This is a genomic window from Streptomyces sp. NPDC002176 (assembly GCF_044903645.1).
Classification (GTDB): Bacteria; Actinomycetota; Actinomycetes; order Streptomycetales; family Streptomycetaceae; genus Streptomyces.
On record NZ_JBJDQW010000005.1, the window covers coordinates 526,926 to 553,627 of the forward strand.

A 26,702-nucleotide genomic window follows, 5' to 3' on the forward strand; every position below is an offset into this window, starting at 1 on the left:
CACCACCTCACGAGCCACGAGCCCCGACCCCACGAGCCACGACCCCCGACCCCCGACCCCACGAGTCGCCACCGGGCACAAGGAGTCCCGGCGGTTCCCCGGTGTAACGGAGCAGCGCCTTCCACTTCAGGCCAATTCACAACGAACAGTGACCGGAGTCGTGCGTTATGTGATGTGCTGGGACCGACACGCACATGGCACGGGCATACGACACACGCCCGCACGGCCGAGCGATCCGTCGCGCCGAGCACACCCGAGACGGCAGGCGACGGCACCGGGTCCGGTCCTGGCACCACAGACAACGCCATAACGGCAACGGGGGACACGAGGGAGGGGGCGTCCATGACCTCGGATCACATCCGCCGCTGGGAGTCGGGAGCGCTCGCGCACGCCGTCACCGACCCCTTCGGCCAGGGCCCGGTCCCCTGGCTGCGCGGCAGTGAGACCTACTTCGACGACACCGGCCAGGTGGTCCCCTGGTACGTCGACACCACCCAGCCGGTCACCACCCGGCCCGGCCGCGCCGGAGCGCCGCGTGTCCCGGCCCCGCGTTCGGCCGGTCCCGGCCCGCGCTCGGCCGACGACGTGGGCCGCCAGATCAAGGGGTTCGCGTCCACCGGCGCGGTGGCGCCCGGCGAGGCGATCGACTTCCACATCACGGTCGACCCGCCGCAGGAGTTCAGCGTCGACATCTACCGGATCGGCCACTACGCCGGTCACGGCGCCGCGAAGATCACCACCAGCCCCCGGCTCTCCGGCATCGTCCAGTCCGCGCCGCTGGCCGCCGACCGCACGGTCTCCTGCCATCACTGGTGGCTGTCCTGGCGCCTCCAGGTGCCCGCCGAGTGGCGCGTCGGCGCGTACGTCGCCGTCCTCACGACCGCCGACGGCTACCGCTCCCACGTGCCCTTCACGGTCCGCGACGACGAGCCCGCCGACCTCCTGCTGCTGCTCCCGGACATCACCTGGCAGGCGTACAACCTGTACCCGGAGGACGGCCGCACCGGTGCCAGCCTCTACCACGCCTGGGACGAGAAGGGCTCCCTGCTCGGCGAGGCCGACGCCGCCACCACCGTCTCCTTCGACCGCCCCTACGCCGGTGCGGGCCTGCCCCTGCACGTCGGCCACGCCTACGACTTCATCCGCTGGGCCGAACGCTACGGCTACGACCTCGCCTACGCCGACGCCCGCGATCTGCACGCCGGACGCGTCGACCCCACCCGGTACCGGGGCCTGGTCTTCCCCGGGCACGACGAGTACTGGTCGGTGCCGATGCGGCGGGCGGTGGAGGCGGCCCGCGACCGGGGCACCTCGCTGGTCTTCCTGTCGGCCAACACCATGTACTGGCAGGTGGAGTTGTCGCCCTCCGCGTCCGGGGTGCCGGACCGGCTGCTGACCTGCCGCAAGCGCAAGGGCCCCGGCAAGCCGGTGCTGTGGCGGGAGATCGACCGCCCCGAGCAGCAGCTCATCGGCATCCAGTACGCGGGCCGGGTGCCAGAGCCGCATCCGCTGATCGTCCGCAACGCCGGACACTGGCTGTGGGACGCCACCGGTGCCCGCGAGGGCGACGAGATCGCGGGCCTGGTCGCGGGCGAGGCCGACCGGTACTTCCCACGCACCGCTCTGCCCGAGCACGACGAGCGCGTCCTGCTCGCGCACTCCCCCTACACCGACGGCGAGGGCACCCGGCGCCACCAGGAGACCTCCCTGTACCGCGCCCCCTCCGGCGCCTGGGTCTTCGCCTCCGGCACCTTCGCCTGGTCCCCGGCGCTGGACCGGCCCGGCCATGTGGACGCCCGCGTCCAGCGGGCCACCGCCAACCTGCTGGACCGTATCTGCAAGCGGGACTGACCCTGCCACCTGCCCGGTCACCGGCATACGGGAGAATCGACGCAGTTGGACAGAACCACGGGGAGGAACCGTGTCCGGATTCGTAGAAAAGCCCGAGCCGATCCAGGTTCCGGGTCTGGTGCACCTGCACACCGGCAAGGTGCGCGAGCTGTACCGCGACGAGGCGGGCGACCTCGTGATGGTCGCCAGCGACCGCATCTCCGCGTACGACTGGGTGCTGCCCACCGAGATCCCCGACAAGGGCCGGGTGCTGACCCAGCTGTCGCTGTGGTGGTTCGACCAGCTGCGCGACCTGGCGCCGAACCACGTCATCAGCACCGAGCTGCCGAAGGGCGCCCCGGCCGACTGGGCGGGCCGCACCCTGGTCTGCAAGTCGCTGGACATGGTCCCGGTGGAGTGCGTGGCCCGCGGCTATCTGACCGGCTCCGGCCTCGCGGAGTACCGGGAGTCCCGTACGGTCTGCGGGCTCGCGCTGCCCGAGGGCCTGGTCGACGGCTCGGAGCTGCCCGGCCCGATCTTCACCCCGGCCACCAAGGCCGAGGTCGGCGAGCACGACGAGAACGTGTCGTACGAGGAGGTGGCCCGCCAGGTGGGCGCCGAGACCGCCGCCCAGCTCCGCCAGAGCACCCTCGCGGTGTACGCCCGCGCCCGTGACATCGCCCGGGACCGGGGGATCGTGCTGGCGGACACCAAGTTCGAGTTCGGCTTCGACGGCGACACCCTGGTCCTCGCCGACGAGGTGCTCACCCCGGACTCGTCCCGCTTCTGGCCGGCCGAGACCTACGAGCCGGGCCACGCCCAGCCGTCGTACGACAAGCAGTTCGTGCGGGACTGGCTGACCGGCCCCGGCTCCGGCTGGGACCGCGCGAGCGAGCAGCCCCCGCCCGCGCTGCCCGAGCAGGTGGTGGCGGACACCCGCGCCAAGTACATCGAGGCGTACGAGCGCCTGACCGGCACCCGCTGGAGCTAGTACGAGAAAAGCCCCCCGGTGAGAACCGGGGGGCTTCTTCATGGAGCGGACGACGAGGCTCGAACTCGCGACCTCAACCTTGGCAAGGTTGCGCTCTACCAACTGAGCTACGTCCGCAGTGCGCCGTGGCGCGGAGCCAACTATACCCAACCCCGGTCCCGTGCGAGACGCACCGCGGTGTGCCGGTTCTCCGCGCCCAGCTTGGTGACGGCCGAGGACAGATAGTTCCGCACCGTCCCCGGCGACAGCGCGGCCCGCTCGGCGATCTCCGTGACCGGTGCCCCGTCGGCCGCCAGTTCCAGCACCTCGGCCTCCCGCGCGGTCAGCGGGGAGTCCCCGGCGGAGATCGCGTCGGCGGCCAACTCGGGGTCGACGTACCGGCTTCCGGCGTGCACGGTGCGGATGATCTCGGCGAGCCGCTCGGCGCTGACCGTCTTCGGCACGAACCCCCGCACCCCGGCCGCCAGCGCCCGCTTCAGATGGCCCGGCCGCCCGTGCCCGGTCACGATCAGCACCTGGCAGTCCGGCAGTTCGGCCCGCAGGGATGTGGCCACCCTCACACCGTCGGCGCCCGGCATCTGGAGATCCAGCACCGCCACGTCCGGGGTATGGGCCCGCGCCATCGCCAGCGCCTCCGGCCCGCTCGCCGCCTCCGCGACGACGACCATGTCGTCCTCCAGCGAGAGCAGCGCGGCCAGCGCGCCCCGGATCAGATGCTCGTCGTCGGCGAGCAGCAGCCGTACGCGCGTGGGGGGTGTCGTCGTCATGGGGGCCTCGTCGGTCGATGGAACCTGGTTCACCGCTGTGTGCCCTCCGCCGAGAGCTCCGGCGGGCCGCCGGACGGACGGGGGAGCGCTGCCTCCCTGGGCGCGGCCAGCGGCACGCGTGCCGTCAGCCGGTAGCGGCCGGGCCCGGCGGGCCCCGCGCGCAGGGTGCCGTCGAGACCGGTCAGGCGTTCACGCAGACCGGCCAGGCCCGTGCCCGGGCGGTCGCCGGGAGGCGTGGGGCGTACGCCGTCGTTCTCCACGCACAGCTCCACGCCGGAGTCCGTCACGCTCAGGGTCACGGCGCACTGCCGGGGGTCGCCGTGCCGGAGCACGTTGGTCGCGGCCTCCCGGACCACCCAGGCGAGGGCGGACCGCACCGGGGGCGGCAGCTCGGCCGCCGACCGGCTGCCGGTGATCGAGCAGTCGATCCCGGCGGCCGTCAACACGCCCTGCGCACCGGCGAGTTCCGCGGCGAGGTCGACCTCACGGTAGCCGCGCACCACCGCGCGCACCTCGCGCTGCGACTCCTGCGCCAGCCGCTGCGCCTCGATCATCTGCTCCACCGCCTCCGGGCTGCCGCGCCGCCCCAGCCGCACCGCCAGCTCGGCCTTCAGGGCGATCACCGCCAGATTCCGGCCCAGTACGTCGTGCAGGTCGCGTCCGAAGCGCAGCCGTTCCTCCGCGACGGCGAGCCGGGCGCGCGTCTCGCGGGCCTCGTCCAGCTCGTAGACGGCGTTCAGCAGCCAGACGGAGAAGAGCGAGGTGAAGGCGAGGAACCCGGCGCCGATCAGCACCGCCAGCGTCGTGCCGAGCCCGGTGAGCCCGGGGATGTGGAGCGGGTAGGTGTACAGGCCCGCACCGGCCGCGAAACCCACCACGATCGCGAGCACCCGGCGCCGGTCGCGCACACCGAGCGCGATGGTGCCGCCGCCGAAACTGAGCGAGCCCGCGAAGAGCGTTCCCGTCCCCGTCGACATGGCGTCGCCGTGCGGGCCGCGCTGGGCGACGGCGACGCTGGTCACCGCGACGGCGGCGGTGACGGCGGCCAGCGTCCACAGCAGCCGCACCGGCTGGGGGCGCAGGCCGCGCGTCCAGTCCAGCGACCGGGCCGCGGTCACCGCGCAGACGGCGGCGTGCAGGCACACGAGCAGGACCAGCCACGCTCCCTGGGCGCCCGGCAGATGCGACAGGACGGGAAGCCCGACCGACGCGACCTCGAGCACGGCGAAGACGTGGAACGACCACCGTGTGTACGTCTCGACCTTGGCCGGAGTGCTCTTCCCGCGCCACCAGCCGACCGGCCCGCGCATGTCCCGCCCCCTTCGTCCGGCACCGTCGGGCCCCGGCCGGTTCAGCGCCGTGGCTCCCAGCGGAACCACCGCCGTACAGCAAACACGGCGACGACCGTCCAGACCAGTGCGACGCCCACGGCCCGCAGGGCTTCGCCCGCGCCGAGGTCACCGGTCCAGCCGCCGCGCACCAGGGTGATCACCGGGGTGAGCGGCAGCAGTTCGCAGAGGTGGGCCAGCCGGTCGGGGAAGAGTTCCAGCGGGATGACGATGCCGGAGCCGAGCGCCGAGAGGAGCACCAGGGGGACGGTGGTGATCTGGGCGCTCTCGGCGGTGCGGGTCCAGACGGCGGTGAGCGCGGCGAGCGCACCGCACATCACGATCCCCGACACCAGGCCGATCAGCGCGAGTTGGGGAGCGCGCGGGGCGGGGACGTGGAGCAGGGCCGTGCACGCGGCCGTCAGTGCCGCGCACTGCGCGAGAGCGACGGAGACGGCGGGCAGGGCGGCACCGGCGAGGATCTCGGCGTCCCGCGGCTCGCCGGTGCGCAGTCGTTTGAAGACGAGTTGTTCGCGCCGGGTGACGAACACGCCGACGAGGGTGGAGTAGACGGCGAACAGCAGCGCGAAGCCGATGGACGCGGGCACCATGACCAGGCCGACGGTGAGCCCCGCGTCCTTCAGGTCCATCTGCCCGACCCCCGAGCGCACGCTGAACGGCAGCACCAGCGGCACGAGGACGGCGGCGGCCAGCGTGCCCCTGTTCCGCGCGAACGAGGACAGCTCGGCGCGGGCCAGCGCGGCCATCCGGCCGAGCGGGGTGGTGCGTTCGGGCGGTGCGGGCCGTGGGGTGAGGTGCGTGCCGCTCATCGGGCGTACTCCTTCCGGCGGGACCCGGAGGTCTCGCGTGCGATCTCGAGGAACGCCTCCTCGAGCGAGGCGGACCGGGCGTCCAGCCCGCGCAGTTCCACCCCGGCGCCGCGTGCCCACAGCAGCAACTCGGTGGCGGTGCGCTGCAGTTCGTGGGTGCGCAGCCGGATGGTCCGGGCGTCGACGTCGTGGCCGCAGGCGCCCATCTCGTGCAGTGGGGGCAGGTCGCCGGGGAACCAGCCCTCGGGCAGCCGGAAGGAGATGTTGGACGGGCGGTCCGCGGTCACCTCGGCCGGTGTGCCGGTGACGGCGATGGACCCCTCGTGCAGGATGGCGAGCCGGTCGGCGAGCCCTTCCGCCTCCTCCAGATAGTGCGTGGTGAGCAGCACGGTCGTCCCCGTCTCGCGCAGTGAGCGCACCAACTCCCAGGTTTCCCGGCGCCCTTCGGCGTCCAGCCCGGTCGTCGGCTCGTCCAGGAACAGCACTTCGGGGTCGCCGAGCAGCGCGAGTGCCAGATCGAGCCGTCGCCGCTCGCCGCCGGACAGCTGCTTGACGCGGACGCCGCTCTTCCCGGCGAGGCCGACCCGCTCCAGCACCTCCGCCCCGGACCGGGCCCCGCTGGTGCACCCCGCCCACATGCGGGCGGTCTCCGTGACGGTGAGGTCGGCCGGGAAGCCGCCCTCCTGGAGCATGACCCCGGTACGGGGGCGTACGGCGGCGCGCTCGCGGTAGGGATCGTGGCCGAACACCCGGACCCGGCCGCCCGCCGGACGGGCCAGCCCCTCCAGCAGTTCGACGGTCGACGTCTTGCCCGCGCCGTTGGTGCCGAGCAGGGCGAAGACCTCCCCGCGGGCCACGGAGAAGGTGATGCCCCGCACGGCCTCGAATCCGGTGCCGTAGACGCGCCGCAGGTCGGTGACCTGGATCACGTGCTCTTGCTCGTCGCTGTCCATGACTTCAGCGTCCCGGCGGCCCGGCCGCTCCGGCAGTGCGCGGTGTCATCGGTCGGCATGACAAATGTCAGCCCGGCGAGGGCATGAACGACAAGAGGGCATGGACAACAAGAGGGCATGAAAAAAGCCCCGGTCCGAAGACCGGGGCCTTTTCTCTGAGCGGACGACGAGGCTCGAACTCGCGACCTCAACCTTGGCAAGGTTGCGCTCTACCAACTGAGCTACGTCCGCACTGCTCCCGACCGGCTCCCACCGATCGGTGCGAGCACCAGCCTACCTGATCCAAAAGGATGGTCATGACCGGTGCCAGAGCGGGTGACAGGAATCGCACACTGCGCCTCCCCCCTGGAAGGGGGGTGTTCTACTACTGAACTACACCCGCACGCTCCGTGGGTTTCGGCCTTTCGGCCTCGCCCCTCGGCGTGTCCCAGACATTAGCCGATCAGCAGGGGGGTTGCGCAAGTCGGTTCCCCCCGAGGACAGGTGAACGACTCTCAGGGCCCGGCGTCCGGGGCCCTGAGGGGTCCGCCCTACGGGCTCAGCGGGCCTCGCTGAACGCCTCGTAGACCTTCTTCGGGATACGGCCGCGCGCGGGGACCTCCATCTTGTTCGCCTGGGCCCAGGCGCGGATCGCCGCCGGATCGGGGGCGACCTCGGTCTGCTTGTACGCCTTCCCGGACCGGGCGCGCTTACGGCCGGCCTCCACGTAGGGCGCGAGCGCCTTGCGCAGTTTCTTGGCGTTGGTTTCGTTCAGGTCGATCTCGTACGACTTGCCGTCCAGTCCGAAGGCGATCGTTTCCGCCGCTTCCGAGCCGTCGATGTCGTCGAAGAGCGTGACCACGACTTTTTGCGCCACGGATATCGGTCCCTTCGTATCGGCTATCGCCAATTCATTTGTACAGTGCCCGGCAATAAAATGGGAAGCCCTACTGAATACGTCCGCGTGTCCCGGCTCAATAGGCATCATGCGTGGACCGCAAAACTTTCCCAGAAATTTTCATCACGGCAGGTGTTCGACACCCGATCGTGATGCGGGTCACGTAGAAACCTCCAACTCTACTCGCGTAGAAATTTTGTACGGGTAGTCTGAAGGAACCTGCTCAGCACCACACATCGGGAGTGCCAGTGGCACGCGTCGTAGTCGACGTCATGCTCAAGCCGGAGATCCTCGACCCCCAGGGCCAGGCGGTCCAGCGTGCGCTGCCGCGCCTGGGTTTCGCGGGGATCTCGGACGTCCGTCAGGGAAAGCGATTCGAGCTGGAAGTGGAGGGCCCGGTCGACGAGGCCGCGCTCACCCGCATCCGTGATCTGGCGGAATCCTTCCTCGCCAACACCGTGATCGAAGACTTCACCGTGAAGGTGGAGGAAGTAGCGGGGGCCGCCGAGTGACCGCTCGTATTGGTGTCGTCACATTTCCGGGAAGCCTCGACGACCGTGACACCCGGCGCGCGATCACCCTCGCGGGCGCCGAGCCGGTGGCTCTCTGGCACAAGGACAAGGACCTGAAGCAGGTCGACGCCGTGGTGCTGCCCGGCGGTTTCTCCTACGGCGACTATCTGCGCGCCGGGGCGATCTCCCGCTTCTCGCCGGTGATGGAGACCGTCATCGAGCAGGCGAAGGCCGGCCTGCCGGTCCTCGGTATCTGCAACGGCTTCCAGGTCCTCACCGAGGCGCATCTGCTGCCCGGCGGGATGCTCGGCAACGACCACCTCCACTTCATCTGCCGCGACCAGAAGCTGCGGGTGGAGAACGCGGAGACCTCCTGGACCGGCGACTACCGCCAGGGCCAGGAGATCCACATCCCGCTGAAGAACATGGACGGCCGGTACGTCGCCGACGCGTACACGCTCGACAAGCTGGAGGCGGAGGGCCGGGTGGTCTTCCGCTACCTGGACGTCAACCCCAACGGCTCGCTGCGCGACATCGCCGGCATCACCAACGAGGCCGGGAACGTCGTCGGCCTCATGCCGCACCCCGAGCACGCCGTCGAGCCGCTGATCGGAACCGGCCGCACCGACGGCCTCCCGTTCTTCACCTCGATCCTCAAGAAGCTGGTCAACGCATGAGCCGGACGCCTCTGGACACGGTCGAGCACGCGGCCGCGACCCCCGACGTCGAGCTGCCCTGGGCCGAACTCGGCCTGAAGAAGGACGAGTACGAGCGCGTGGTCGAGATCCTCGGCCGCCGCCCGACCGGCGCCGAACTCGCCATGTACTCGGTCATGTGGTCCGAGCACTGCTCGTACAAGTCCTCCAAGGTCCACCTGCGCCAGTTCGGCGAGAAGGCGCCCCACTCGGACGCCATGCTCGTCGGCATCGGTGAGAACGCCGGTGTGGTGGACGTCGGCCAGGGCTACGCCGTCACCTTCAAGGTCGAGTCGCACAACCACCCCTCCTACGTCGAGCCCTACCAGGGCGCGGCCACGGGCGTCGGCGGCATCGTGCGCGACATCATCGCCATGGGTGCCCGCCCGGTCGCGGTCGTGGACCCGCTGCGCTTCGGCGCCGCCGACCACCCCGACACCAAGCGGGTGCTGCCCGGCGTGGTCGCGGGCATCGGCGGCTACGGCAACTGCCTGGGCCTGCCCAACATCGGCGGCGAGGTCGTCTTCGACGCCTGCTACCAGGGCAACCCACTGGTCAACGCCGGTGCCATCGGCGTGATGCGGCACGAGGACATCCACCTCGCGAAGGCGTCCGGCACGGGCAACAAGGTCATCCTCTACGGCGCCCGCACCGGCGGCGACGGCATCGGCGGCGCGTCGATCCTGGCCTCCGAGACCTTCGACGACGCCAAGCCGAGCAAGCGCCCGGCCGTCCAGGTCGGCGACCCCTTCCAGGAGAAGCTCCTCATCGAGTGCACCCTGGAGGCGTTCAAGGAGAAGCTCGTCGTCGGCATCCAGGACCTCGGCGCGGCGGGCCTGTCCTGCGCGACGAGCGAGCTGGCCTCCAACGGCTCCGGCGGCATGCGCGTCACCCTGGACGACGTACCGCTGCGCGACTCCACGCTCTCGCCAGAGGAGATCCTCATGAGCGAGTCGCAGGAACGCATGTGCGCGGTGGTCGAGCCGGAGAAGGTCGACCGCTTCCTCGAGATCTGCGAGAAGTGGGACGTCATCGCCACCGTCATCGGTGAGGTCACCGACGGCGACCGGCTGGAGATCTTCTGGCACGGCGGCAAGATCGTCGACGTCGACCCGCGCACCGTCGCCCACGACGGCCCGGTCTACGAGCGTCCCTACGCCCGCCCCGACTGGCAGGACGCCCTCCAGGCCGACGACGCGAACAAGCTGCCCCGCCCGGCCACGCCCGAGGAGCTGCGCGAGCAGGTCCTGAAGCTGGTCGCGTCGCCCAACCAGGCGTCGAAGAAGTGGATCACCTCGCAGTACGACCACTTCGTGCAGGGCAACACCGTCCTCGCCCAGCCGGAGGACTCCGGCATGATCCGCGTGGACGAGGAGACCGGCCTCGGCGTCGCCATCGCCACCGACGGCAACGGCCGCTACGCCAAGCTCGACCCGTACACCGGCGCGCAGCTGGCGCTGGCGGAGGCGTACCGGAACGTGGCGACGACCGGTGCCAAGCCGCTCGCCGTCTCCGACTGCCTGAACTTCGGTTCGCCCGAGGACCCGGCCGTGATGTGGCAGTTCGCGGAGGCCGTGCGCGGTCTGGCGGACGGCTGCCTCCAGCTCGGCACCCCGGTGACCGGCGGCAACGTCTCCCTCTACAACCAGACCGGCGAGGCGGCGATCCACCCGACCCCGGTGGTCGCGGTCCTCGGCGTCATCGACGACGTGGCCCGGCGCACCCCGGTCGCCTTCCAGGAGGAGGGCCAGCTCCTCTACCTGCTGGGCGACACCTCCGAGGAGTTCGGCGGCTCGGCCTGGTCCCAGGTCGTCCACGACCACCTCGGCGGGCTGCCCCCGAAGGTCGACCTGGAGCGGGAGCGGCTGCTCGCCGAGACCCTGATCTCCGCCTCCCGCGACGGCATGATCGACTCCGCGCACGACCTCTCCGACGGCGGCCTCGTCCAGGCCGTGGTCGAGTCGGCGCTGCTCGGGGAGAAGGGCGCGCGGCTGATCGTCCCGGACGGTCTGGACGCCTTCACCTTCCTCCTCTCGGAGTCGGCGGGCCGCGCCCTCGTCGCCGTCCCCCGCTCGGAGGAGCTGCGCTTCACCGACATGTGCGGCGCCCGGGGCCTCCCGGCCACGCGGATCGGCGTGGTGGACGGTGATTCGGTCGAGATCCAGGGCGAGTTCACCCTCCCCCTGGCCGAGCTGCGCGAGGCACACGAGAACACGATCCCGGCGCTGCTGGCGTGACGACCGCGGACGGCTCCCGACCCTCTCGGGCGGGGGCCGTCCCGGCATAGGGTCGCCCCATGCCCCCGGCCAAGAAGCGCCCCCGTAAGTACGACCCCCTCCGGACCCGTGCCGCCGTGCTCGCACAGCTCGGTGGGGTGAGGAAGGCGGTGGAGGGGCTCGACCCCGGTCAACTCGCGCTGCCTACGCGGCGGGAGGGGATGACCGTGGGGGAGCTGGCCGCGCAGGTCGCCGCGTCCGTCGTCGCCGTGCGGCAGGCGGTGGAGCGGCCGGCCAAGTTCAAGCAGACGTTGCCGCTCGCGGAGTGGCCGCTGCACCGGGCCGTCGCGTTCACGCCCGTGCCGCTCGATCTCGGTGGGGCCGAGGACGATCTGCGCGCCCTGCTGGCCGACCACCCCGGCAGCCCGCTGGTGGACACCGGTGCCGGGGTGCTGCCGCTCAACGAGTACCTGGTCACCCTGGCCGTCGAACTGGTCCTCGCCGCCGACGACCTGTCCGACGCCGTGCCCGGACTCGACGTGCCGCTGGACCGGCACGCGCTGGCCGCCGCTACCCGGCTGCTCGCGGACGCCCTCGCCGTGAAGGCGCCCGGCGGGTCCACCGAGGTGCGGGTGCCGCCGTACGCGGTGGTGCAGTGCGTGGAGGGGCTCAGACACACCCGGGGGACACCGCCCAACGTGGTCGAGACCGGCCCGCTCACCTGGGTCCGCCTCGCCACCGGGCGTCTGACCTGGGCGGACGCCGTCGCGCGGGCCGAGGTGAGCGCGAGCGGGGAACGCGCCGACCTCTCCGGCCTGCTGCCACTCGGCCGATAGCGGGGAACCCCGGCGGCGCCGCGCGCGTCGAACCGGCATGGACCGGCACACGCAGCGCATGACACTGACCGTGGCCGCCGCGCTCGTACCGCTCGCGGTGGCCTGTGGGAACGACACCGCCGACCCCGGCAGCGGATCGGTGGCCCCGCCGCCCAAGCTCACCGGCACCGACTGGCGGGTGGACAGCGTCACCGAGGGCGGCACCACGCACCGCGCCCCCGCGGCGGCCCGTATCCGCATCGGCGACGACGGCCGGGCGACCGGCAACCTCGGCTGCAACACGTTCTCCGCACCCACCACCATCGACGACGGCCGGATCGACTTCGGCACCCTGCGCACGACCCGGATGGCGTGCGACGAACCCCGGATGACCTTCGAACGCGCCCTCACCCGCGCCCTCGACTCCGGCGCGCTCACGGCACGCACCGACGACGGCGCGCTGACCCTCACCACGGAGAAGGGAGCGCGCGTCCAGCTCACGCCGAGCGCGTCCCATTGATGTGCGACACCTCACTCGGGGCCGGGCCCCAGCGGCCCCAGGAGCGCCCACCGGGGCCCGGCCACCCGATCCGCTCCGCAGCGACACCTCTCTGACCTGCGGAAACGTAGAATCCACCAAGGTGATCGCGAGTCCGGGTTCGGCGAGGGCCACATATCCCTGATTCGGCCCAGCGGTCGGCCTCGCCTACACTCGGGAACGTGCCACGTGGTGACGGTCGACTCAATCACGATCTGCTTCCCGGCGAAAAAGGCCCCCAGGACGCTTGCGGCGTCTTCGGGGTCTGGGCGCCCGGCGAAGAGGTCGCCAAGCTCGCGTACTTCGGGCTCTACGCCCTCCAGCACCGGGGCCAGGAATCCGCGGGTATCGCGGTCAGCAACGGCTCCCAGATCCTCGTCTTCAAGGACATGGGCCTGGTCTCCCAGGTCTTCGACGAAACCTCACTCGGTTCGCTCCAGGGTCATATCGCGGTCGGACACGCCCGCTACTCGACCACCGGCGCCTCCGTGTGGGAGAACGCCCAGCCGACGTTCCGCGCCACCGCGCACGGTTCGATCGCGCTCGGCCACAACGGCAACCTGGTCAACACCGCCCAACTGGCGGAGATGGTCGCCGACCTGCCCAAGGACACCAACGGCCGCTCCACCCGCGTCGCGGCCACCAACGACACCGACCTGCTGACGGCACTCCTCGCCGCCCAGGTCGACGAGGACGGCAAGCCGCTGACCATCGAGGAGGCCGCGCACGCGGTGCTCCCGAAGGTCCAGGGCGCGTTCTCGCTCGTCTTCATGGACGAGCACACCCTCTACGCCGCCCGTGACCCGCAGGGCATCCGCCCGCTGGTCCTCGGTCGGCTGGAGCGCGGCTGGGTGGTCGCCTCCGAGTCCGCGGCCCTCGACATCTGCGGCGCGTCCTACGTCCGGGAGATCGAGCCGGGCGAGTTCATCGCCATCGACGAGAACGGCCTGCGCAGCTCCCGGTTCGCGGAAGCGAAGCCCAAGGGCTGTGTCTTCGAGTACGTGTACCTGGCCCGCCCGGACACCGACATCGCCGGCCGGAACGTCTACCTGTCCCGGGTGGAGATGGGCCGCCGCCTGGCCAAGGAGGCGCCCGCCGAGGCCGACCTGGTCATAGCGACCCCGGAGTCCGGCACCCCGGCCGCGATCGGCTACGCCGAGGCGTCCGGCATCCCCTTCGGCAACGGCCTGGTGAAGAACGCCTACGTCGGCCGGACCTTCATCCAGCCCTCGCAGACGATCCGCCAGCTCGGCATCCGGCTGAAGCTGAACCCGCTCAAGGAAGTCATCAAGGGCAAGCGCCTGGTCGTCGTGGACGACTCCATCGTGCGCGGCAACACCCAGCGGGCCCTGGTCCGCATGCTGCGCGAGGCGGGCGCCGCCGAGGTCCACATCCGGATCTCCTCGCCCCCGGTGAAGTGGCCCTGCTTCTTCGGCATCGACTTCGCCACCCGCGCCGAGCTGATCGCCAACGGCATGACGATCGAGGAGATCGGCACCAGCCTGGGCGCCGACTCGCTCGCCTACATCTCCATCGACGGCATGATCGAGGCGACCACCATCGCCAAGCCGAACCTGTGCCGGGCCTGCTTCGACGGTGAGTACCCGATGGACCTGCCCGACCCGGAGCTGCTCGGCAAGCAGCTGCTGGAGACCGAGCTGGCGGCCGGGACCGCCGCCACCGCCGCGGCCGACGCCATCCGGCGTCCCTGAACCGCGCCGACCGAGCCGTACGACAGGAAAGTTCTCTTCTGCCATGTCCTCTGAGACCACGGGTGCCAGCTACGCGAGCGCGGGCGTCGACATCGAGGCGGGCGACCGCGCCGTCGAGCTGATGAAGGAGTGGGTGAAGAAGACGCGCCGCCCCGAGGTCCTCGGCGGCATCGGCGGCTTCGCCGGCCTCTTCGACGCCTCCGCCCTCAAGCGCTACGAGCGCCCGCTGCTCGCCTCCGCCACGGACGGTGTCGGCACCAAGGTCGACATCGCGCGCCGCCTCGGCGTGTACGACACCATCGGGCACGACCTGGTCGCCATGGTCATGGACGACATCGTGGTGTGCGGCGCCGAGCCGCTGTTCATGACCGACTACATCTGTGTCGGCAAGGTCCACCCCGAGCGGGTCGCCGCGATCGTCAAGGGCATCGCGGAGGGCTGTGTGCTCGCCGGGTGCGCCCTGGTGGGCGGCGAGACCGCCGAGCACCCCGGACTGCTCGGCCCCGACGACTTCGACGTGGCCGGTGCCGGTACCGGCGTGGTGGAGGCCGACCGGCTGCTGGGCCCCGACCGCATCCGCTCCGGTGACGTGGTGATCGCCATGGCGTCCTCCGGGCTTCACTCCAACGGGTACTCCCTGGTCCGCCACGTCCTGCTGGAGCGGGCCGGGCTGGCGCTGGAGAGCGAGATCGCGGAGCTCGGTCGGACGCTCGGCGAGGAGCTGCTGGAGCCCACGAAGATCTACTCGCTGGACTGCCTGGCGCTGACCCGCACCACCGAGGTGCACGCCTTCTCGCACATCACCGGCGGCGGCCTCGCGGCCAACCTGGCCCGGGTGATCCCGGACGGGCTGTACGCCACCGTGGACCGCTCCACCTGGACGCCGGGCGCGATCTTCGACCTGGTCGGCCGGACGGGCGACGTCGAGCGCCTGGAGCTGGAGAAGACCCTGAACATGGGCGTCGGCATGATGGCCGTCGTACCGGCGGAGTCCGCCGAGGCCGCGCTGACCACGCTGGCCGACCGGGGCGTCGACGCCTGGGTGGCCGGCACGATCGCCGAGCGCGGCGAGCAGGAGAGCGCCGCCGGACTCGTCGGCGACTACGCGGTCTAGGCGACTACGCGGTCCAGCGGCGGGGGCCGGTCGGCCCCGGACAGCACAGAAGCCGGTCGGTGGCAGTGCCACCGACCGGTCTTCGGCTGCTCAATGCGACATGCTCAGTGCAAGGTCAAGCGCCGCGACGGTGCTGTGAGGGACCGTCGTCCTCGTCCTCGTCGTCCTCATAGAGGTCGGCGTAACGGGAGTAGAGGTCTTCCTCGTCGCCCTCATCGTCCTCGAACGGCTCGCTGTTCGGCGGCTCGTTCGAAGTCGATGCGCCCAGTTCACTGGCCAGACGCGACAGATCAGTCCCACCGCTGTTGTACTTCAGCTGGCGGGCGACCTTCGTCTGCTTGGCCTTGGCCCGGCCGCGCCCCATGGCTCGACCCCCTCGGTGACGGGGCTCAACGGCCCCAGAGTCTGACACGCGTTCATGATCCGAAACGGACTCCCCGTAGAGAGGCCGGTCCGTAGGGCTTCCACGGTACCTGAGCCCGCGCCCATACGGTACGTCGCCCGCAGCACGCGCGTGTGCACAGGACCCACGAGGTGCCCTGTCCTCGCTGGTCAATGGCGATTTTAACCACTTATCGGGGTACGACCCGCCGACGGAAGTGACAGTTCTCTCCAAGTTGCCCCCGGCGGGTACCGCCGGGGGCCTCGGGCGCCCACCCGGACGCGGGGCGGGCACGATCGCCGGGTCGGTGTCTCCCCGGCGTGTCGGTCAGTGCGCGGCGCGCGCGTCGGCCATCCGCTGCTCGGCGATCCGGTCGGCCGCCGCGGCGGGCGGAACCCCGTCCGCCTTCGCACGTGCGAAGATCGCCAACGTGGTGTCGAAGATCTTCGCGGCCTTCGCCCGGCACCGGTCGAAGTCGAAGCCGTGCAGCTCGTCGGCGACCTGGATGACCCCGCCCGCGTTCACCACGTAGTCCGGCGCGTAGAGGATGCCCCGGTCCTGGAGGTCCTTCTCCACACCGGGGTGGGCGAGCTGGTTGTTGGCCGCGCCGCACACCACGGACGCGGTCAGCACCGGCACCGTGTGGTCGTCCAGCGCACCGCCGAGCGCGCAGGGGGCGTAGATGTCGAGCCCCTCCAGGCGGATCAGCGTCTCGGTGTCCGCGACCCGGCGCACGGCGGGGTGGGCCGCGACGATCCCGTCCACGGCCGCCGCGCGCACATCGGTCACCACGACCTGCGCGCCCTCCGCCAGCAGATGCCCGACCAGATGGCGGCCGACCTTGCCCACGCCCGCGATGCCGATCACACGGTCCCGCAGCGAGGGGTCGCCCCACAGATGCTGCGCCGAGGCACGCATGCCCTGGTAGACGCCGAACGCGGTGAGCACCGAGGAGTCGCCCGCGCCGCCCTGCTCCGGCGAGCGTCCGGTCGTCCAGCGGCACTCGCGGGCCACCACGTCCATGTCGGCGACATAGGTACCGACATCGCACGCGGTGACGTAGCGGCCGCCGAGCGAGGCGACCATGCGGCCGTACGCGAGCAGCAGCTCCTCGGTGCGGTCCCGCGCCGGGTCGCCGATGATCACGGCCTTGCCGCCGCCGTGGTCGAGCCCGGCCATGGCGTTCTTGTACGACATCCCGCGCGCGAGCTGGAGCGCGTCGGCCACGGCCGCCGCCTCGTCCGGGTACGGGTGGAAGCGGGTGCCGCCGAGCGCGGGGCCCAGCGCGGTGGAGTGGATGGCGATGACGGCCTTCAGGCCGGTGGCGCGGTCCTGGCAGAGCACGACCTGCTCATGGCCGCCCTGGTCCGAGCGGAACAGGGTGTGCAGGACATCTGCGGTGACGCCGGTTACCTCGGTCACTGTGGTGACTCCTGTGTAAGAAGCGGCGGGCGGGGCCGGAGCCCCTGGGGTGCCCCCACACTTTTGGTGGCGGGGGAGGGTGGCGGGATGCTGCCACGCGGCCGTTGGGCCGCAAGGCTGAGAGTAGAGCCTGCGCCCGGCCCAGGACCGGCACCCGCCGAGGATCACCCGCAGGTGCGACCCGCGGGTGCGGCCGTGGCACGATTCGCGGTGGTTTCGAGGCGATCGGGATGGGGAGTGAGCAGGCGTGCCCAAGGTGTCCTCGGTGGTCGTCCCCTATGCCGCGTACCTGCGCGTGTACGAGCCGCTGGCCGCCTTCCCGGAGCCGGAGCGCGACCACTGGACCCGCTACGCCCGCCGCTCCGACCGCCCCACCTACCAGGACGAGCTGCGCCGCTCGCTGGCCGATCTGCTGCCCACCCCGCCGGTGCCGGTCCCGGTGCACGAGAGCGCCGACGCGTTCGTGCTGGAGCGGGACGGCGTGGTGTGCGTCTGCCCCTGGCGGACCCGGCTGCGCGGCTGGCAGGCGCTGGCGGGCCTCGGCGAGGAACTGCCCACCCCGGTGCTGGACGCGGTTCTCCCGCCCCTGGTGCGCGACCAGGCCGCCCAGGACTACGAGCGCTGGCTCGAGCGCAACCCCGGGGCCCGCTCCTGGATCCGCGGCGCGACCTGGCAGATCCCGCTGAACTGGTTCGTGCTGGTCGCCGACGAGGAGCGCCGCTTCGAGCCGCGCAGCGGCGAGACCCCGGCGATGCTGCGCTACCGCACGCCGATGGTGCAGGCCCGGCGCCGGGTGGCGCGGTCGCTGCGCACCCTCAGGGACACCGTCCAGGAGAGCCCGCTGATCGACGGTGTGCTGGACGTCGGCCGCTGGCTGGAGGAGTTCCACCCGCGCTCGGTGGTCGAGCTGGACTACGGCGGCCTGGTGCACGCGGTGCCGGGCCGGACGCTTCAGGAGGACCACTCCGCGGCGGACGTCGCCGACGGCGTCGACGCGCTGCGCCGGGGCGACGGAAGCGCCGCGAGCCTGGCCTACGGGCGGCTGGCGGCCCGCTGGCGGTCGGTGCGGGACCTGCGCTCGGCGAACTGAACCCCGCCCGAGTGACGCACGTCACGGTCGAAATGGCCTCGAACAGCGTACGGTCTACGGAACTTGGGCCGTTTGGCGTGACGTTGACCTCGAACCGGGCTTTTGCCTCATTGGGTGATGGACGGCACTTACACGGCCCTTGCGTCTCTTGCCACTCCTCGTGCCAAAATAGGACAAGGAGTCCGGGGAGGACTCTGTCTGCCCATCTGTGCTCCACTATGGGCGGATTCTCCGCATTGCACGCTTTGGTGGGTCTTGTGGCTCCCGATCGCCATGTGACTGATCGTCACGTCGGCGTGACTGTCCGCTATGGCATGGTCCATCGGCTTCCGTCGTGGATGAACACCTGGGAGGGCAATTCCATCGGTTTGGCCGACGCGGCTGGACAGATGGTGTAGTTGTAGTGCCGAGGACAAGCCGTTCGTCCTATAACCGACTCGACTCGCGTCCGCCATTTCGGGCAACGCGGGTCAAGGTGCAGAATTTAGAGGAAAGAACCGAGAAGGTTCGGTTCTCCCGAGGAGGCCGCTCATGACCGCTCGCACCCCTGATGCCGAGCCGCTGCTGACCCCGGCTGAGGTCGCCACCATGTTCCGTGTCGACCCCAAGACGGTCACGCGGTGGGCGAAGGCCGGCAAGCTCACGTCGATCCGCACGCTCGGCGGGCACCGGCGCTACCGCGAGGCGGAGGTCCGCGCACTGCTCGCGGGCATCCCGCAGCAGCGCAGCGAGGCATAACAACTGAACAACCGGGCAAAACGACCGGCCCCCCAACCGGCCGAAACGCCCGAACCCTAGCTCCATATGACGCGGGACCTGCCCCAACAGGCCCCCTGCGCGCGCCGGACGGACTCCGAAGGCGCGCGGCATCGAGAAGCGTCGTCGATCGCGCTGGACTCCGCCGGGTCCAGCGCGATCTTTTTTGTGCGCTCACGGCGGTCCGCCGACCCCCGCGTGCGCGGCCTTGTCGGAGTCTGGGGAGGGCTGCGGGAAGGCCCTGGGGACACCCCTGGGGAAGGGTGCAATTGCACATATTAAATTGACCTGTTGTAGGGCAGCAGTAAAAACCTGAGTTTCAAAAACTCATGCCGTGACTCCCGTCACACGCCAAGACGCTTGTCGTTCCGCTCACAGGTGCGCTATTAGCGCCCTTCCCGTCTCATCACCCCCTGTGGGAACGGGTGTTGGGGGTGGCGGCCGGACGCGGCGCCGACGGCGCGGGGAAGGCCCCAGGTGTGCGCTCAGGGGCGCCCGCGTCCCGCGCCGGGCCGGTGCCGCCGCACCCCGCCTCCGCAGGCCGCACAGGGCGCCCACAGCCGCCCGGAACGACGGAAGGGCCCCCGGATTCCGGGGGCCCTTCTCTTTCTGCGGTCCTGACGGGATTTGAACCCGCGGCCTCCACCTTGACAGGGTGGCGAGCACTCCAAACTGCTCCACAGGACCATCTGGTGCGGCGCTTCGTTTCCGCGTTGCGCTGCGAGAAGGACTGTACAGGAGTCCGGGGGCCCTGGTCGAACTCACCCAGCGCGTCCGCTCCGCTACGGTGCGGCGGCGTCGATCGCCTTCACGATCCGCTTGTCGGAGACCGGGTACGCCGTGCCCAGGGCGTGGGCGAAATAGCTGACCCGCAGCTCCTCCAGCATCCAGCGGATGTCCAGCACCCGCCGGGGCACCGGGCGTCCCTGGGGCAGCTGCTCCAGCAGCCAGGCGTACTCGTCCCGCATCTCGTGCACCTTCTGCATACGGGTGGTGTCCCGCTGGACGCTGGTCGGCATCTGCTGCAGGCGCCGGTCGGCGGCCACCAGGTAGCGCATCAGATGCGGCAGCCGCGCGATGCCCGCCCACGTCACGAAGCCGGGCTTCACCAACGCGTCCAACTGCTGCCGTACGTCCGTCAGATTGGCCAGCAGCGTCGGGCTGGTGACCGACTTCAGCCGCCGTTCGCACGCCTGCCAGGCGGCCAGCACCTGCTGCGTCTGGCCCACCGCGCGCACGGTGGTGTCCACGATGTCGGCCCGCACCTTGTCGTAGAGCTTCCGGTACGACTCCTCGTCCCACACCGGACCGCCGAAGTCCGCGATCAGCTTGTCGGCCGCCGCCATCGCGCAGTCGTCGAACAGCGCCTGCACCGAACCGTGCGGATTGGCGGACAGCGCGAGCTTCTGCGCGTTGGTCAGCTTCTCGGACGCGAACTTCGCCGGGTTCACCGGGATGTTGCGCAGGATCAGCCGCCGTACGCCCTTCCACATCGCCTCGGCCTGCTCCTCCTCGGTGTCGAAGAGGCGGACCGAGACCGTGTCGCCGTCGTCCACCAGCGCCGGGTACGCCTTCACCGGCTGCCCGGCCCGACGGGTCTCGAAGACCCGGCTGAGGGTGCCGATGCTCCAGTCGGTCAGGCCCGACCGCTCCAGCGAGGGCCCGCCCTGCCGGGACGCGGTGGCGGCGGCCGCCTGGGAGATGGCCTCGCGGGCCTTCGGGCGCAGCCGGAGCTTGAGCGCCTCCAGGTCCTTGTCCTCGGCCAGCTTGCGGCGCCGCTCGTCCACGATCCGGAAGGTGACCTTCAGATGGTCCGGCACCCGCGACCAGTCGAAGTCCTCGGCCTCGAAGGGCACGCCCACCATGCGCTTCAGCTCGCGCGCCATGGTCGTCGTCAGCGGCTCCTGGAGCGGTACCGCCCGCTGCAGGAACTTCTTGGCGTAGTTCGGCGCCGGGACGTAGTTGCGGCGGATCGGCTTGGGCAGGGAGCGGATCAGCTCGGTGACGACGTCCTCGCGCAAGCCCGGGATCTGCCACTCGAAGCCCTCGTCGGTGACCTGGTTGAGCACCTGGAGCGGGATGTGCACGGTCACCCCGTCGGCGTCCGCGCCCGGCTCGAACTGGTAGGTCACCCGGAACTTCAGCTCACCCTGGCGCCAACTGTCGGGATAGTCGGCCTTGGTGACCGCCTCCGCCGACTCCCGGATGAGCATCTCCCGCTCAAAGTCCAGGAATTCGGGCTGCTCGTGCCGCTTGCGCTTCCACCAGGAGTCGAAGTGGGCGCCGGAGACGACGTGTTCGGGCACCCGCTGGTCGTAGAAGTCGAACAGCGTCTCGTCGTCCACGACGATGTCCCGGCGGCGCGCCCGGTGCTCCAGCTCCTCGACCTCGCTGAGCAGCTTGCGGTTGTCGGCGAAGAACTTGTGGTGGGTGCGCCAGTCGCCCTCGACCAGGGCGTTGCGGATGAACAGCTCGCGGGAGATCTCCGGGTCGATCCGCCCGTAGTTCACCTTGCGCTGGGCGACGATCGGCACGCCGTACAGCGTCACCTTCTCGTACGCCATCACGGCCGCCTGGTCCTTCTCCCAGTGCGGCTCGCTGTACGTGCGCTTCAGCAGGTGCTCCGCGAGCGGCTCGACCCACTCGGGCTCGATCTTGGCGTTGACGCGGGCCCAGAGCCGGGAGGTCTCCACCAGCTCGGCGGACATCAGGAACTTGGGCTGCTTCTTGAACAGCGAGGAGCCGGGGAACACCGCGAACTTGGCGTTGCGGGCGCCCAGGTACTCGTTCTTGTTGCCGTCCTTCACGTCCTTCATCCCGACGTGGGAGAGCAGGCCCGCGAGGAGCGAGACATGGACGCGGTCGGCGGGGGCGTCGTCCTCGTTGAGGTGGATGTCCATCTGCTTGGCGACCGTGCGCAGCTGGAGGTAGATGTCCTGCCACTCGCGCACCCGCAGGAAGTTCAGGTACTCCTGCTTGCACATCCGGCGGAACGAGGAGGAGCCGCGCTCCTTCTGCTGCTCGCGCAGGTACCGCCAGAGGTTGAGGTAGGCGAGGAAGTCGCTGGTCTCGTCGCGGAAGCGGGCGTGGCTCTGGTCGGCCTGGGTCTGCTTGTCGGCCGGGCGCTCGCGCGGGTCCTGGATGGAGAGCGCGGCGGCGATGACCATGACCTCGCGGACACAGCCGTTCTTCGCGGCCTCCAGCACCATCCGGGCCAGGCGCGGGTCGACGGGCAGCTGGGCGAGCTTGCGGCCGGTGTCGGTGAGCCGTCTGCGCGGGTCCTTCTGCGCCGGGTCCAGGGCGTTGAGTTCCTGGAGGAGCTGGACGCCGTCGCGGATGTTGCGGTGGTCCGGCGGGTCGATGAAGGGGAACTTCTCGATCTCGCCGAGGCCGGCCGCTGTCATCTGCAGGATGACGGAGGCGAGGTTGGTGCGCAGGATCTCGGCGTCGGTGAACTCCGGCCGGGCGAGGAAGTCGTCCTCGGAGTACAGCCGGATGCAGATGCCGTCGGAGGTACGGCCGCAGCGGCCCTTGCGCTGGTTGGCGCTGGCCTGCGAGACCGGTTCGATGGGCAGCCGCTGGACCTTGGTGCGGTGGCTGTAGCGACTGATCCGGGCGAAGCCGGGGTCGATCACGTACTTGATGCCGGGCACGGTCAGCGAGGTCTCGGCGACGTTGGTCGCCAGCACGATCCGGCGCCCGGTGTGCTGCTGGAACACCCGGTGCTGCTCGGCGTGCGAGAGGCGCGCGTACAGCGGGAGCACCTCGGTCGAGCGGAACTTCTTCTTCTCCAGGGCGTCCGCGGTGTCCCGGATCTCCCGCTCGCCGGAGAGGAAGACGAGCACGTCGCCGGGGCCCTCGGCCATCAGTTCCTCGACGGCGTCGGTGATCGCGGTGATCTGGTCCCGGTCGGCGTCGGTGGAGTCCTCCTCCAGCAGCGGCCGGTAGCGCACCTCCACCGGGTAGGTCCGTCCGCTGACCTCGATGATCGGGGCGTCGCCGAAGTGCCGGGAGAAGCGCTCCGGGTCGATGGTCGCCGAGGTGATGACGACCTTCAGGTCCGGCCGCTTGGGCAGCAGCTGGGCGAGGTAGCCGAGCAGGAAGTCGATGTTGAGGGACCGCTCGTGGGCCTCGTCGATGATGATCGTGTCGTAGGCCCGCAGCTCGCGGTCGTTCTGGATCTCCGCGAGCAGGATGCCGTCCGTCATCAGCTTGATGAAGGTGGCGTCCGGGTTCACCTGGTCGGTGAAGCGGACCTTCCAGCCGACGGTCTCGCCGAGCGGGGTGTGCAGCTCGTCGGCGACCCGCTCCGCGACGGTCCGGGCGGCGATCCGGCGGGGCTGGGTGTGCCCGATCATCCCGCGCAGGCCCCGGCCCAGCTCCACACAGATCTTGGGGATCTGCGTGGTCTTACCGGAACCGGTCTCACCGGCCACGATGACGACCTGGTGATCGCGGATGGCGGCCGCGATCTCGTCCTTCTTCTGGCTGACCGGGAGCTGCTCGGGATAGCTGACCGAGGGCACCCGGGAGCGCCGCTCGGTCATCCGGGACGCGGCCTTGTCGACCTCGCCCTCCAGCTCGGCCAGGACGGCGGCACGCGCCTCCGGCTTGCGGATCTTGCGTGCGCCTTCGAGCCTGCGCCCGAGCCCGTGCGCGTCACGCAGCGACAGCTCGGTCAGACGGGAGGCGAGAGACCCCAAGGCGGGGGCGGGATGCGTAGACATACGCGGTCCAGGATCTCACCTCGGGGAAAAACCGCGCGAACGAATTGACGCGGGGGGTGCTGGACCTGGGTGTGACCTCGGTGTGACCTCGGTGCCGAGGGTCAGCAGGAGTCGCGGCCGAGTCGGAACCCCGACTTGTAGCCGTTCTTGAATCCCTGCTGGTAGTCGCGGTTCGGGTCCTTCAGCGAGAGGCCCTTCCCGTCGCGGTGGTCGCCGTTGTGGTGATGGCAGTGGCGGCCATCGCGGTACCCGGACCTGAAGCCGTCCCGGAACCCCTTCTTGTAGTCCCCGGGGGAGGCGGGTGCCGTCGTCGTGGTGCCGACGTGGGCCTGAGCGGGCGCCGCCGACGCCTGCTGGATACCGATCGGAGTGAGGACGATGCCGGCGGCCATGAGGACCGAACACAGGGCAGCCGTCCGTCTTCTGTTCGTGGCGGGCATGAAACGCCCCCTTGAGAGATTTCCCCACGAATGGATGATTTTCACTCTAGTCCGGCGCTATCCGGCTGCAACCGCACTCTCGGAGGCCCCGCAACGCAAGAACCCCCTCCAGAAACCGGAGGGGGTTCGGCCCGAATCGGGCGATTGTGGCTGGGGCCGGGGTCGAACCGGCGACCTATCGCTTTTCAGGCGATCGCTCGTACCAACTGAGCTACCCAGCCACGAGGTTTCACGTGAAACCTCAGCGGTCCTGACGGGATTTGAACCCGCGGCCTCCACCTTGACAGGGTGGCGAGCACTCCAAACTGCTCCACAGGACCTTGCGCTGTACGACAGTGTCGCACAAGGTTGCGGGTCCTCCCAACGCGTTTCCCACCGGGGGTGAGGTGCGCATCTGTTGGGCTGACGTCGCTCGAGAAGCGTATCAGAGCAGGGGCGGTGCTCCGTACCGCGCTTTTCGACGGCGGCCGGTGCCCGGACATGGGGAAACGCGAAAGCCCGCCCTGGATCAGGGCGGGCTTTCGCGACAAGTCTGTTGTGGTGCCCCCAACGGGATTCGAACCCGTGCTACCGCCTTGAAAGGGCGGCGTCCTAGGCCGCTAGACGATGAGGGCTATCGGCCCGCCTGGGCGCTTCGCAGCGCGTCGGGGACGTCTGCAGCATAGGGGATCGTGAGCGGTATGGGCAAAACCCTTCGCCGCGGTGAGGACGCCGGGCCGGGGTTCAGTGCTTCACCAGATGTCGGCTGACCTCCGCCGTGGTCCGCCCGAGCCCGCCCAGCTTGATCGCGTCCCATGCCTGGAGCCGCCGGGTGTCCCGGTCCAGGTAGAGCACCGACGCCTCGATCGGCGCCGGGTACCGGCCCTCCACCGCGCGCAGTCCGCTGCCTCCGGTCGAGCCCTCGCGGCGCAGTCGGGTGCCCAGCGGAAGGATCTTCGTGCCCTGGGTGTGCAGATGGCCGCAGAGCACCAGCGGCACCGTGCCGTCGGTCCCGGCGGCGGCCACCGGTTCGTGCGCCACCGCGATGTCCACCGGGGTGCCCTTCGCCTGCTGGTCGCGCAGTGCCGAGGCGAGCCGGGCGCCCGCGAGCCGTTCGGCCGCGTCGCCGCCGGTCGGCTGGGAGCGGTCGGGGGTGAACTGGGGGTCGCCGGTGCCCGCGAAGCGCACCCCGGCGATCGTCTCGGCCTCGCCCTCGTCCAGCACGTGCGCGTTCTTGATGCCCTCCAGATAGCGCTGGGTGGCGCGCGAGTCGTGGTTGCCCCGGACCCACACGTACGGCGCGCCCAGGTCCTTCACCGGATCGAGGAAGCCGTTCTCCGCCGAGGTGCCGTGGTCCATGGTGTCGCCGGAGTCGACGATCACATCGACCTTGTACTGGTCCACCAGCGAGCCGATGATCTTCCACGCGGCCGGGTTGAGGTGGATGTCGGAGACGTGCAGGACCCGGATGGTGGTCGGGTCGGGCTGGTAGGCGGGGAGCGTGGAGGCGACGTCGTACAGCTTGGTCACGTTGGTCACCAGGCGGGCCAGTTCCTGCTGGTAGACGTCGAAGTCGGTGACGATGCTGCGGGCGTTGCCCACCACGGACGGTGCCGAGGAGAGCAGGCCGGAGAACTTCGGCTCCAGCACCGACTTGGGGTTCCACGTGGCCCACGCCGACACCCCGGAGGCCGCGAGCAGCGCCAGCGCGAGACCGCCCGCCGCCAGCGCGGGGCGCGGACGCCGGTAGACGGCGAGGCCGAGCGCGGTCGCGCCGGTGACGACGGCCACGCACGAGCGCACCGCGAGGTCGAGCGTGCCCCGCTGGACGTCCCGGGCCACCTCGTCCTGGAGCCCGGACAGCCGCTCGGGGTGGTCCACCAGTGCCTGGGCGCGGGCCGGGTCGAGCTGGTCCACGTCGACGTCCAGCCGGACGGGCGCGACATGGCTGTCCAGGGTCAGCGCGCCGAGCGGGGAGACATTGACCTTGGTGCCGCCGCTGAGGGAGGGCCGCAGGGCCATCGTGGTGTCCATCGGGCCGACCGGGGCCCGGACGTTGCCGACGATCAGCAGCCCCAGCCACGCCCCGACGAGCACGACACCCGTCAGGCCCAACGCCCGGAGCCAAGGGCCGCCGCCCGTCCGGCGCGGCAGACGCCACCACTTCCGGTCGCGGGGCGGGTCCGGGACGGGAGCGGCGGGGGCTGTGGGCATTGGTGCCGTATGCCCGTACGAACGCCGGACCATGCGGGGCGCTGGACCATGCGGCGCCCCGGATCAGCCCCAGCCCAGTTCGTGCAGCCGGGCGTCCTCGATGCCGAAGTGGTGGGCGACCTCGTGGACGACGGTGACGGCCACCTCGTGGACCACCTCCTCGGCGGTCTCGCAGTACCGCAGGGTGGGGCCCATGTAGATGCTGATGCGGTCGGGGAGGACCCCGGCGTACCACTCGCCGCGCTCGGTGAGCGGGGTGCCCTCGTACAGACCGAGCAGTTCGGGGTCGTCGGCGGAGGGCTCGTCCTCCACGAAGACGGCCACGTTGTCCATGACCCGCGTCAGTTCCGGCGGGATACGGTCCAGGGCCTCGCTCACCAGCTCTTCGAACCTGTCGCGTGTCATCTGCAGCACACGGCCATTGTCGGGGACCGGCGCCCGGCGGGGGAGGTGTACGCGCGGGCGGGCCCGACGGGCCGCGTGTCCTCTTGCGGGCGGCGGGAGTTGGGCAGGG

22 protein-coding genes and 7 tRNA genes are annotated in these 26,702 nt (G+C 70.7%); 11 read left to right on the forward strand and 18 right to left on the reverse strand.

The genetic code is table 11. The annotated features are described in order from the left end of the window. Positions 1-342: 342 nt before the first annotated feature. Both ACI2LY_RS25265 and ACI2LY_RS25270 read left to right on the forward strand, forming a co-directional pair. Positions 343-1,851, forward strand: coding sequence for a N,N-dimethylformamidase beta subunit family domain-containing protein (locus ACI2LY_RS25265; RefSeq protein ID WP_404709138.1), 1,509 nt, complete (start codon positions 343-345; stop codon positions 1,849-1,851). A 70-nt stretch (positions 1,852-1,921) separates the two neighbouring features. Further along, on the forward strand, positions 1,922-2,821 hold the full coding sequence (locus ACI2LY_RS25270) for a phosphoribosylaminoimidazolesuccinocarboxamide synthase (RefSeq protein WP_404709139.1): 900 nt from the start codon (positions 1,922-1,924) through the stop codon (positions 2,819-2,821). A gap of 41 nt (positions 2,822-2,862) precedes the next feature. On the opposite strand, the gene ACI2LY_RS25275 is transcribed toward ACI2LY_RS25270, so the two are convergent. The 8 genes from ACI2LY_RS25275 to ACI2LY_RS25310 form a co-directional block, all read right to left on the reverse strand. Continuing rightward, positions 2,863-2,938: transfer RNA gene (locus tag ACI2LY_RS25275), tRNA-Gly, on the reverse strand. Positions 2,939-2,961: 23 nt separating this feature from the next. Continuing rightward, entirely contained in the window at positions 2,962-3,588 is a 627-nt protein-coding gene (locus tag ACI2LY_RS25280; protein ID WP_404709140.1) for a response regulator transcription factor, read from the reverse strand. A gap of 29 nt (positions 3,589-3,617) precedes the next feature. Further along, positions 3,618-4,898 (reverse strand): sensor histidine kinase, encoded by a 1,281-nt coding sequence (locus ACI2LY_RS25285; protein WP_404709141.1) that lies wholly within the window; start codon positions 4,896-4,898, stop codon positions 3,618-3,620. Between the two features lie 41 nt (positions 4,899-4,939). Next, entirely contained in the window at positions 4,940-5,746 is an 807-nt protein-coding gene (locus tag ACI2LY_RS25290) for an ABC transporter permease (protein WP_404709142.1), read from the reverse strand. After that, the gene (locus ACI2LY_RS25295; protein WP_404709143.1) at positions 5,743-6,699 is read right to left on the reverse strand and encodes an ABC transporter ATP-binding protein; all 957 of its coding nucleotides are present in this window, start codon (positions 6,697-6,699) and stop codon (positions 5,743-5,745) included. The genes ACI2LY_RS25290 and ACI2LY_RS25295 overlap by 4 nt, the downstream gene beginning before the upstream one ends. Before the next feature lie 158 nt (positions 6,700-6,857). After that, a tRNA-Gly gene (locus ACI2LY_RS25300) sits at positions 6,858-6,930 on the reverse strand. 79 nt (positions 6,931-7,009) lie between these two features. Beyond that, positions 7,010-7,081, reverse strand: a tRNA-Gly gene (locus tag ACI2LY_RS25305). A gap of 156 nt (positions 7,082-7,237) precedes the next feature. Next, positions 7,238-7,555, reverse strand: a complete 318-nt coding sequence (locus tag ACI2LY_RS25310) for an Lsr2 family protein (RefSeq protein WP_389003337.1) — start codon at positions 7,553-7,555, stop codon at positions 7,238-7,240. Between the two features lie 269 nt (positions 7,556-7,824). Between ACI2LY_RS25310 and purS the strand changes: the two genes are divergently transcribed. From purS to purM, 7 genes are all read left to right on the forward strand, one after another. Next, a complete protein-coding gene (gene purS / locus ACI2LY_RS25315; protein ID WP_389003334.1) occupies positions 7,825-8,088 on the forward strand; it encodes a phosphoribosylformylglycinamidine synthase subunit PurS in 264 nt (87 codons plus the stop codon). Beyond that, entirely contained in the window at positions 8,085-8,765 is a 681-nt protein-coding gene (gene purQ / locus ACI2LY_RS25320; protein ID WP_404709144.1) for a phosphoribosylformylglycinamidine synthase subunit PurQ, read from the forward strand. The genes purS and purQ overlap by 4 nt, the downstream gene beginning before the upstream one ends. After that, complete coding sequence (gene purL / locus ACI2LY_RS25325; protein ID WP_404709145.1) at positions 8,762-11,020, forward strand: phosphoribosylformylglycinamidine synthase subunit PurL; 2,259 nt, start codon at positions 8,762-8,764, stop codon at positions 11,018-11,020. Before purQ ends, purL begins: the two co-directional genes overlap by 4 nt. A 59-nt stretch (positions 11,021-11,079) precedes the next feature. Next, a complete protein-coding gene (locus ACI2LY_RS25330) occupies positions 11,080-11,835 on the forward strand; it encodes a sterol carrier family protein (protein WP_404709146.1) in 756 nt (251 codons plus the stop codon). Between the two features lie 58 nt (positions 11,836-11,893). Then, positions 11,894-12,334: an META domain-containing protein gene (locus ACI2LY_RS25335; protein WP_404709147.1), complete on the forward strand. Its 441-nt coding sequence runs from the start codon at positions 11,894-11,896 to the stop codon at positions 12,332-12,334. A 200-nt stretch (positions 12,335-12,534) separates the two neighbouring features. Beyond that, positions 12,535-14,064 (forward strand): amidophosphoribosyltransferase, encoded by a 1,530-nt coding sequence (gene purF / locus ACI2LY_RS25340; RefSeq protein WP_389003313.1) that lies wholly within the window; start codon positions 12,535-12,537, stop codon positions 14,062-14,064. 43 nt (positions 14,065-14,107) lie between these two features. After that, positions 14,108-15,178, forward strand: coding sequence for a phosphoribosylformylglycinamidine cyclo-ligase (gene purM, locus ACI2LY_RS25345; RefSeq protein ID WP_404709148.1), 1,071 nt, complete (start codon positions 14,108-14,110; stop codon positions 15,176-15,178). Positions 15,179-15,293: 115 nt separating this feature from the next. On the opposite strand, the gene ACI2LY_RS25350 is transcribed toward purM, so the two are convergent. After that, entirely contained in the window at positions 15,294-15,542 is a 249-nt protein-coding gene (locus ACI2LY_RS25350) for a DUF3073 domain-containing protein (RefSeq protein ID WP_389003307.1), read from the reverse strand. A 345-nt stretch (positions 15,543-15,887) separates the two neighbouring features. After that, positions 15,888-16,982, reverse strand: a complete 1,095-nt coding sequence (locus ACI2LY_RS25355) for a Leu/Phe/Val dehydrogenase (RefSeq protein ID WP_404709149.1) — start codon at positions 16,980-16,982, stop codon at positions 15,888-15,890. Positions 16,983-17,229: 247 nt separating this feature from the next. On the opposite strand from ACI2LY_RS25355, the gene ACI2LY_RS25360 reads away from it, so the two are divergent. Together ACI2LY_RS25360 and bldC are read left to right on the forward strand one after the other, a co-directional pair. Next, positions 17,230-18,072, forward strand: coding sequence for a hypothetical protein (locus ACI2LY_RS25360; RefSeq protein ID WP_404709150.1), 843 nt, complete (start codon positions 17,230-17,232; stop codon positions 18,070-18,072). 531 nt (positions 18,073-18,603) lie between these two features. Beyond that, positions 18,604-18,810: a developmental transcriptional regulator BldC gene (gene bldC, locus ACI2LY_RS25365; RefSeq protein WP_003949541.1), complete on the forward strand. Its 207-nt coding sequence runs from the start codon at positions 18,604-18,606 to the stop codon at positions 18,808-18,810. A gap of 630 nt (positions 18,811-19,440) precedes the next feature. On the opposite strand, the gene ACI2LY_RS25370 is transcribed toward bldC, so the two are convergent. The 8 genes from ACI2LY_RS25370 to ACI2LY_RS25405 form a co-directional block, all read right to left on the reverse strand. Beyond that, positions 19,441-19,515, reverse strand: a tRNA-Asp gene (locus ACI2LY_RS25370). A 95-nt stretch (positions 19,516-19,610) separates the two neighbouring features. Further along, the gene (gene hrpA / locus ACI2LY_RS25375) at positions 19,611-23,555 is read right to left on the reverse strand and encodes an ATP-dependent RNA helicase HrpA (protein WP_404709151.1); all 3,945 of its coding nucleotides are present in this window, start codon (positions 23,553-23,555) and stop codon (positions 19,611-19,613) included. A 101-nt stretch (positions 23,556-23,656) separates the two neighbouring features. Further along, positions 23,657-23,947 (reverse strand): hypothetical protein, encoded by a 291-nt coding sequence (locus ACI2LY_RS25380; protein WP_404709152.1) that lies wholly within the window; start codon positions 23,945-23,947, stop codon positions 23,657-23,659. Between the two features lie 195 nt (positions 23,948-24,142). Then, positions 24,143-24,216 (reverse strand) — tRNA-Phe (locus ACI2LY_RS25385). Positions 24,217-24,240: 24 nt separating this feature from the next. Then, positions 24,241-24,315 (reverse strand) — tRNA-Asp (locus ACI2LY_RS25390). A 218-nt stretch (positions 24,316-24,533) separates the two neighbouring features. Beyond that, positions 24,534-24,609, reverse strand: a tRNA-Glu gene (locus tag ACI2LY_RS25395). Positions 24,610-24,718: 109 nt separating this feature from the next. Continuing rightward, positions 24,719-26,188: a metallophosphoesterase gene (locus ACI2LY_RS25400; RefSeq protein ID WP_404709153.1), complete on the reverse strand. Its 1,470-nt coding sequence runs from the start codon at positions 26,186-26,188 to the stop codon at positions 24,719-24,721. Between the two features lie 63 nt (positions 26,189-26,251). Continuing rightward, a complete protein-coding gene (locus ACI2LY_RS25405; protein ID WP_389003288.1) occupies positions 26,252-26,602 on the reverse strand; it encodes a metallopeptidase family protein in 351 nt (116 codons plus the stop codon). Positions 26,603-26,702: the final 100 nt, after the last annotated feature.

What these genes read in the sequence shown, in the direction of transcription:
- ACI2LY_RS25265 (WP_404709138.1), top strand. Translation starts at nt 343, where the DNA reads ATGACCTCGGATCACATCCGCCGCTGGGAGTCGGGAGCGCTCGCGCAC.
- ACI2LY_RS25280 (WP_404709140.1), bottom strand. Translation starts at nt 3,588, where the DNA reads ATGACGACGACACCCCCCACGCGCGTACGGCTGCTGCTCGCCGACGAC.
- ACI2LY_RS25285 (WP_404709141.1), bottom strand. Translation starts at nt 4,898, where the DNA reads ATGCGCGGGCCGGTCGGCTGGTGGCGCGGGAAGAGCACTCCGGCCAAG.
- ACI2LY_RS25290 (WP_404709142.1), bottom strand. Translation starts at nt 5,746, where the DNA reads ATGAGCGGCACGCACCTCACCCCACGGCCCGCACCGCCCGAACGCACC.
- ACI2LY_RS25295 (WP_404709143.1), bottom strand. Translation starts at nt 6,699, where the DNA reads ATGGACAGCGACGAGCAAGAGCACGTGATCCAGGTCACCGACCTGCGG.
- purL (WP_404709145.1), top strand. Translation starts at nt 8,762, where the DNA reads ATGAGCCGGACGCCTCTGGACACGGTCGAGCACGCGGCCGCGACCCCC.
- ACI2LY_RS25330 (WP_404709146.1), top strand. Translation starts at nt 11,080, where the DNA reads ATGCCCCCGGCCAAGAAGCGCCCCCGTAAGTACGACCCCCTCCGGACC.
- ACI2LY_RS25335 (WP_404709147.1), top strand. Translation starts at nt 11,894, where the DNA reads ATGACACTGACCGTGGCCGCCGCGCTCGTACCGCTCGCGGTGGCCTGT.
- purM (WP_404709148.1), top strand. Translation starts at nt 14,108, where the DNA reads ATGTCCTCTGAGACCACGGGTGCCAGCTACGCGAGCGCGGGCGTCGAC.
- ACI2LY_RS25350 (WP_389003307.1), bottom strand. Translation starts at nt 15,542, where the DNA reads ATGGGGCGCGGCCGGGCCAAGGCCAAGCAGACGAAGGTCGCCCGCCAG.
- bldC (WP_003949541.1), top strand. Translation starts at nt 18,604, where the DNA reads ATGACCGCTCGCACCCCTGATGCCGAGCCGCTGCTGACCCCGGCTGAG.
- hrpA (WP_404709151.1), bottom strand. Translation starts at nt 23,555, where the DNA reads ATGTCTACGCATCCCGCCCCCGCCTTGGGGTCTCTCGCCTCCCGTCTG.
- ACI2LY_RS25380 (WP_404709152.1), bottom strand. Translation starts at nt 23,947, where the DNA reads ATGGCCGCCGGCATCGTCCTCACTCCGATCGGTATCCAGCAGGCGTCG.
- ACI2LY_RS25400 (WP_404709153.1), bottom strand. Translation starts at nt 26,188, where the DNA reads ATGCCCACAGCCCCCGCCGCTCCCGTCCCGGACCCGCCCCGCGACCGG.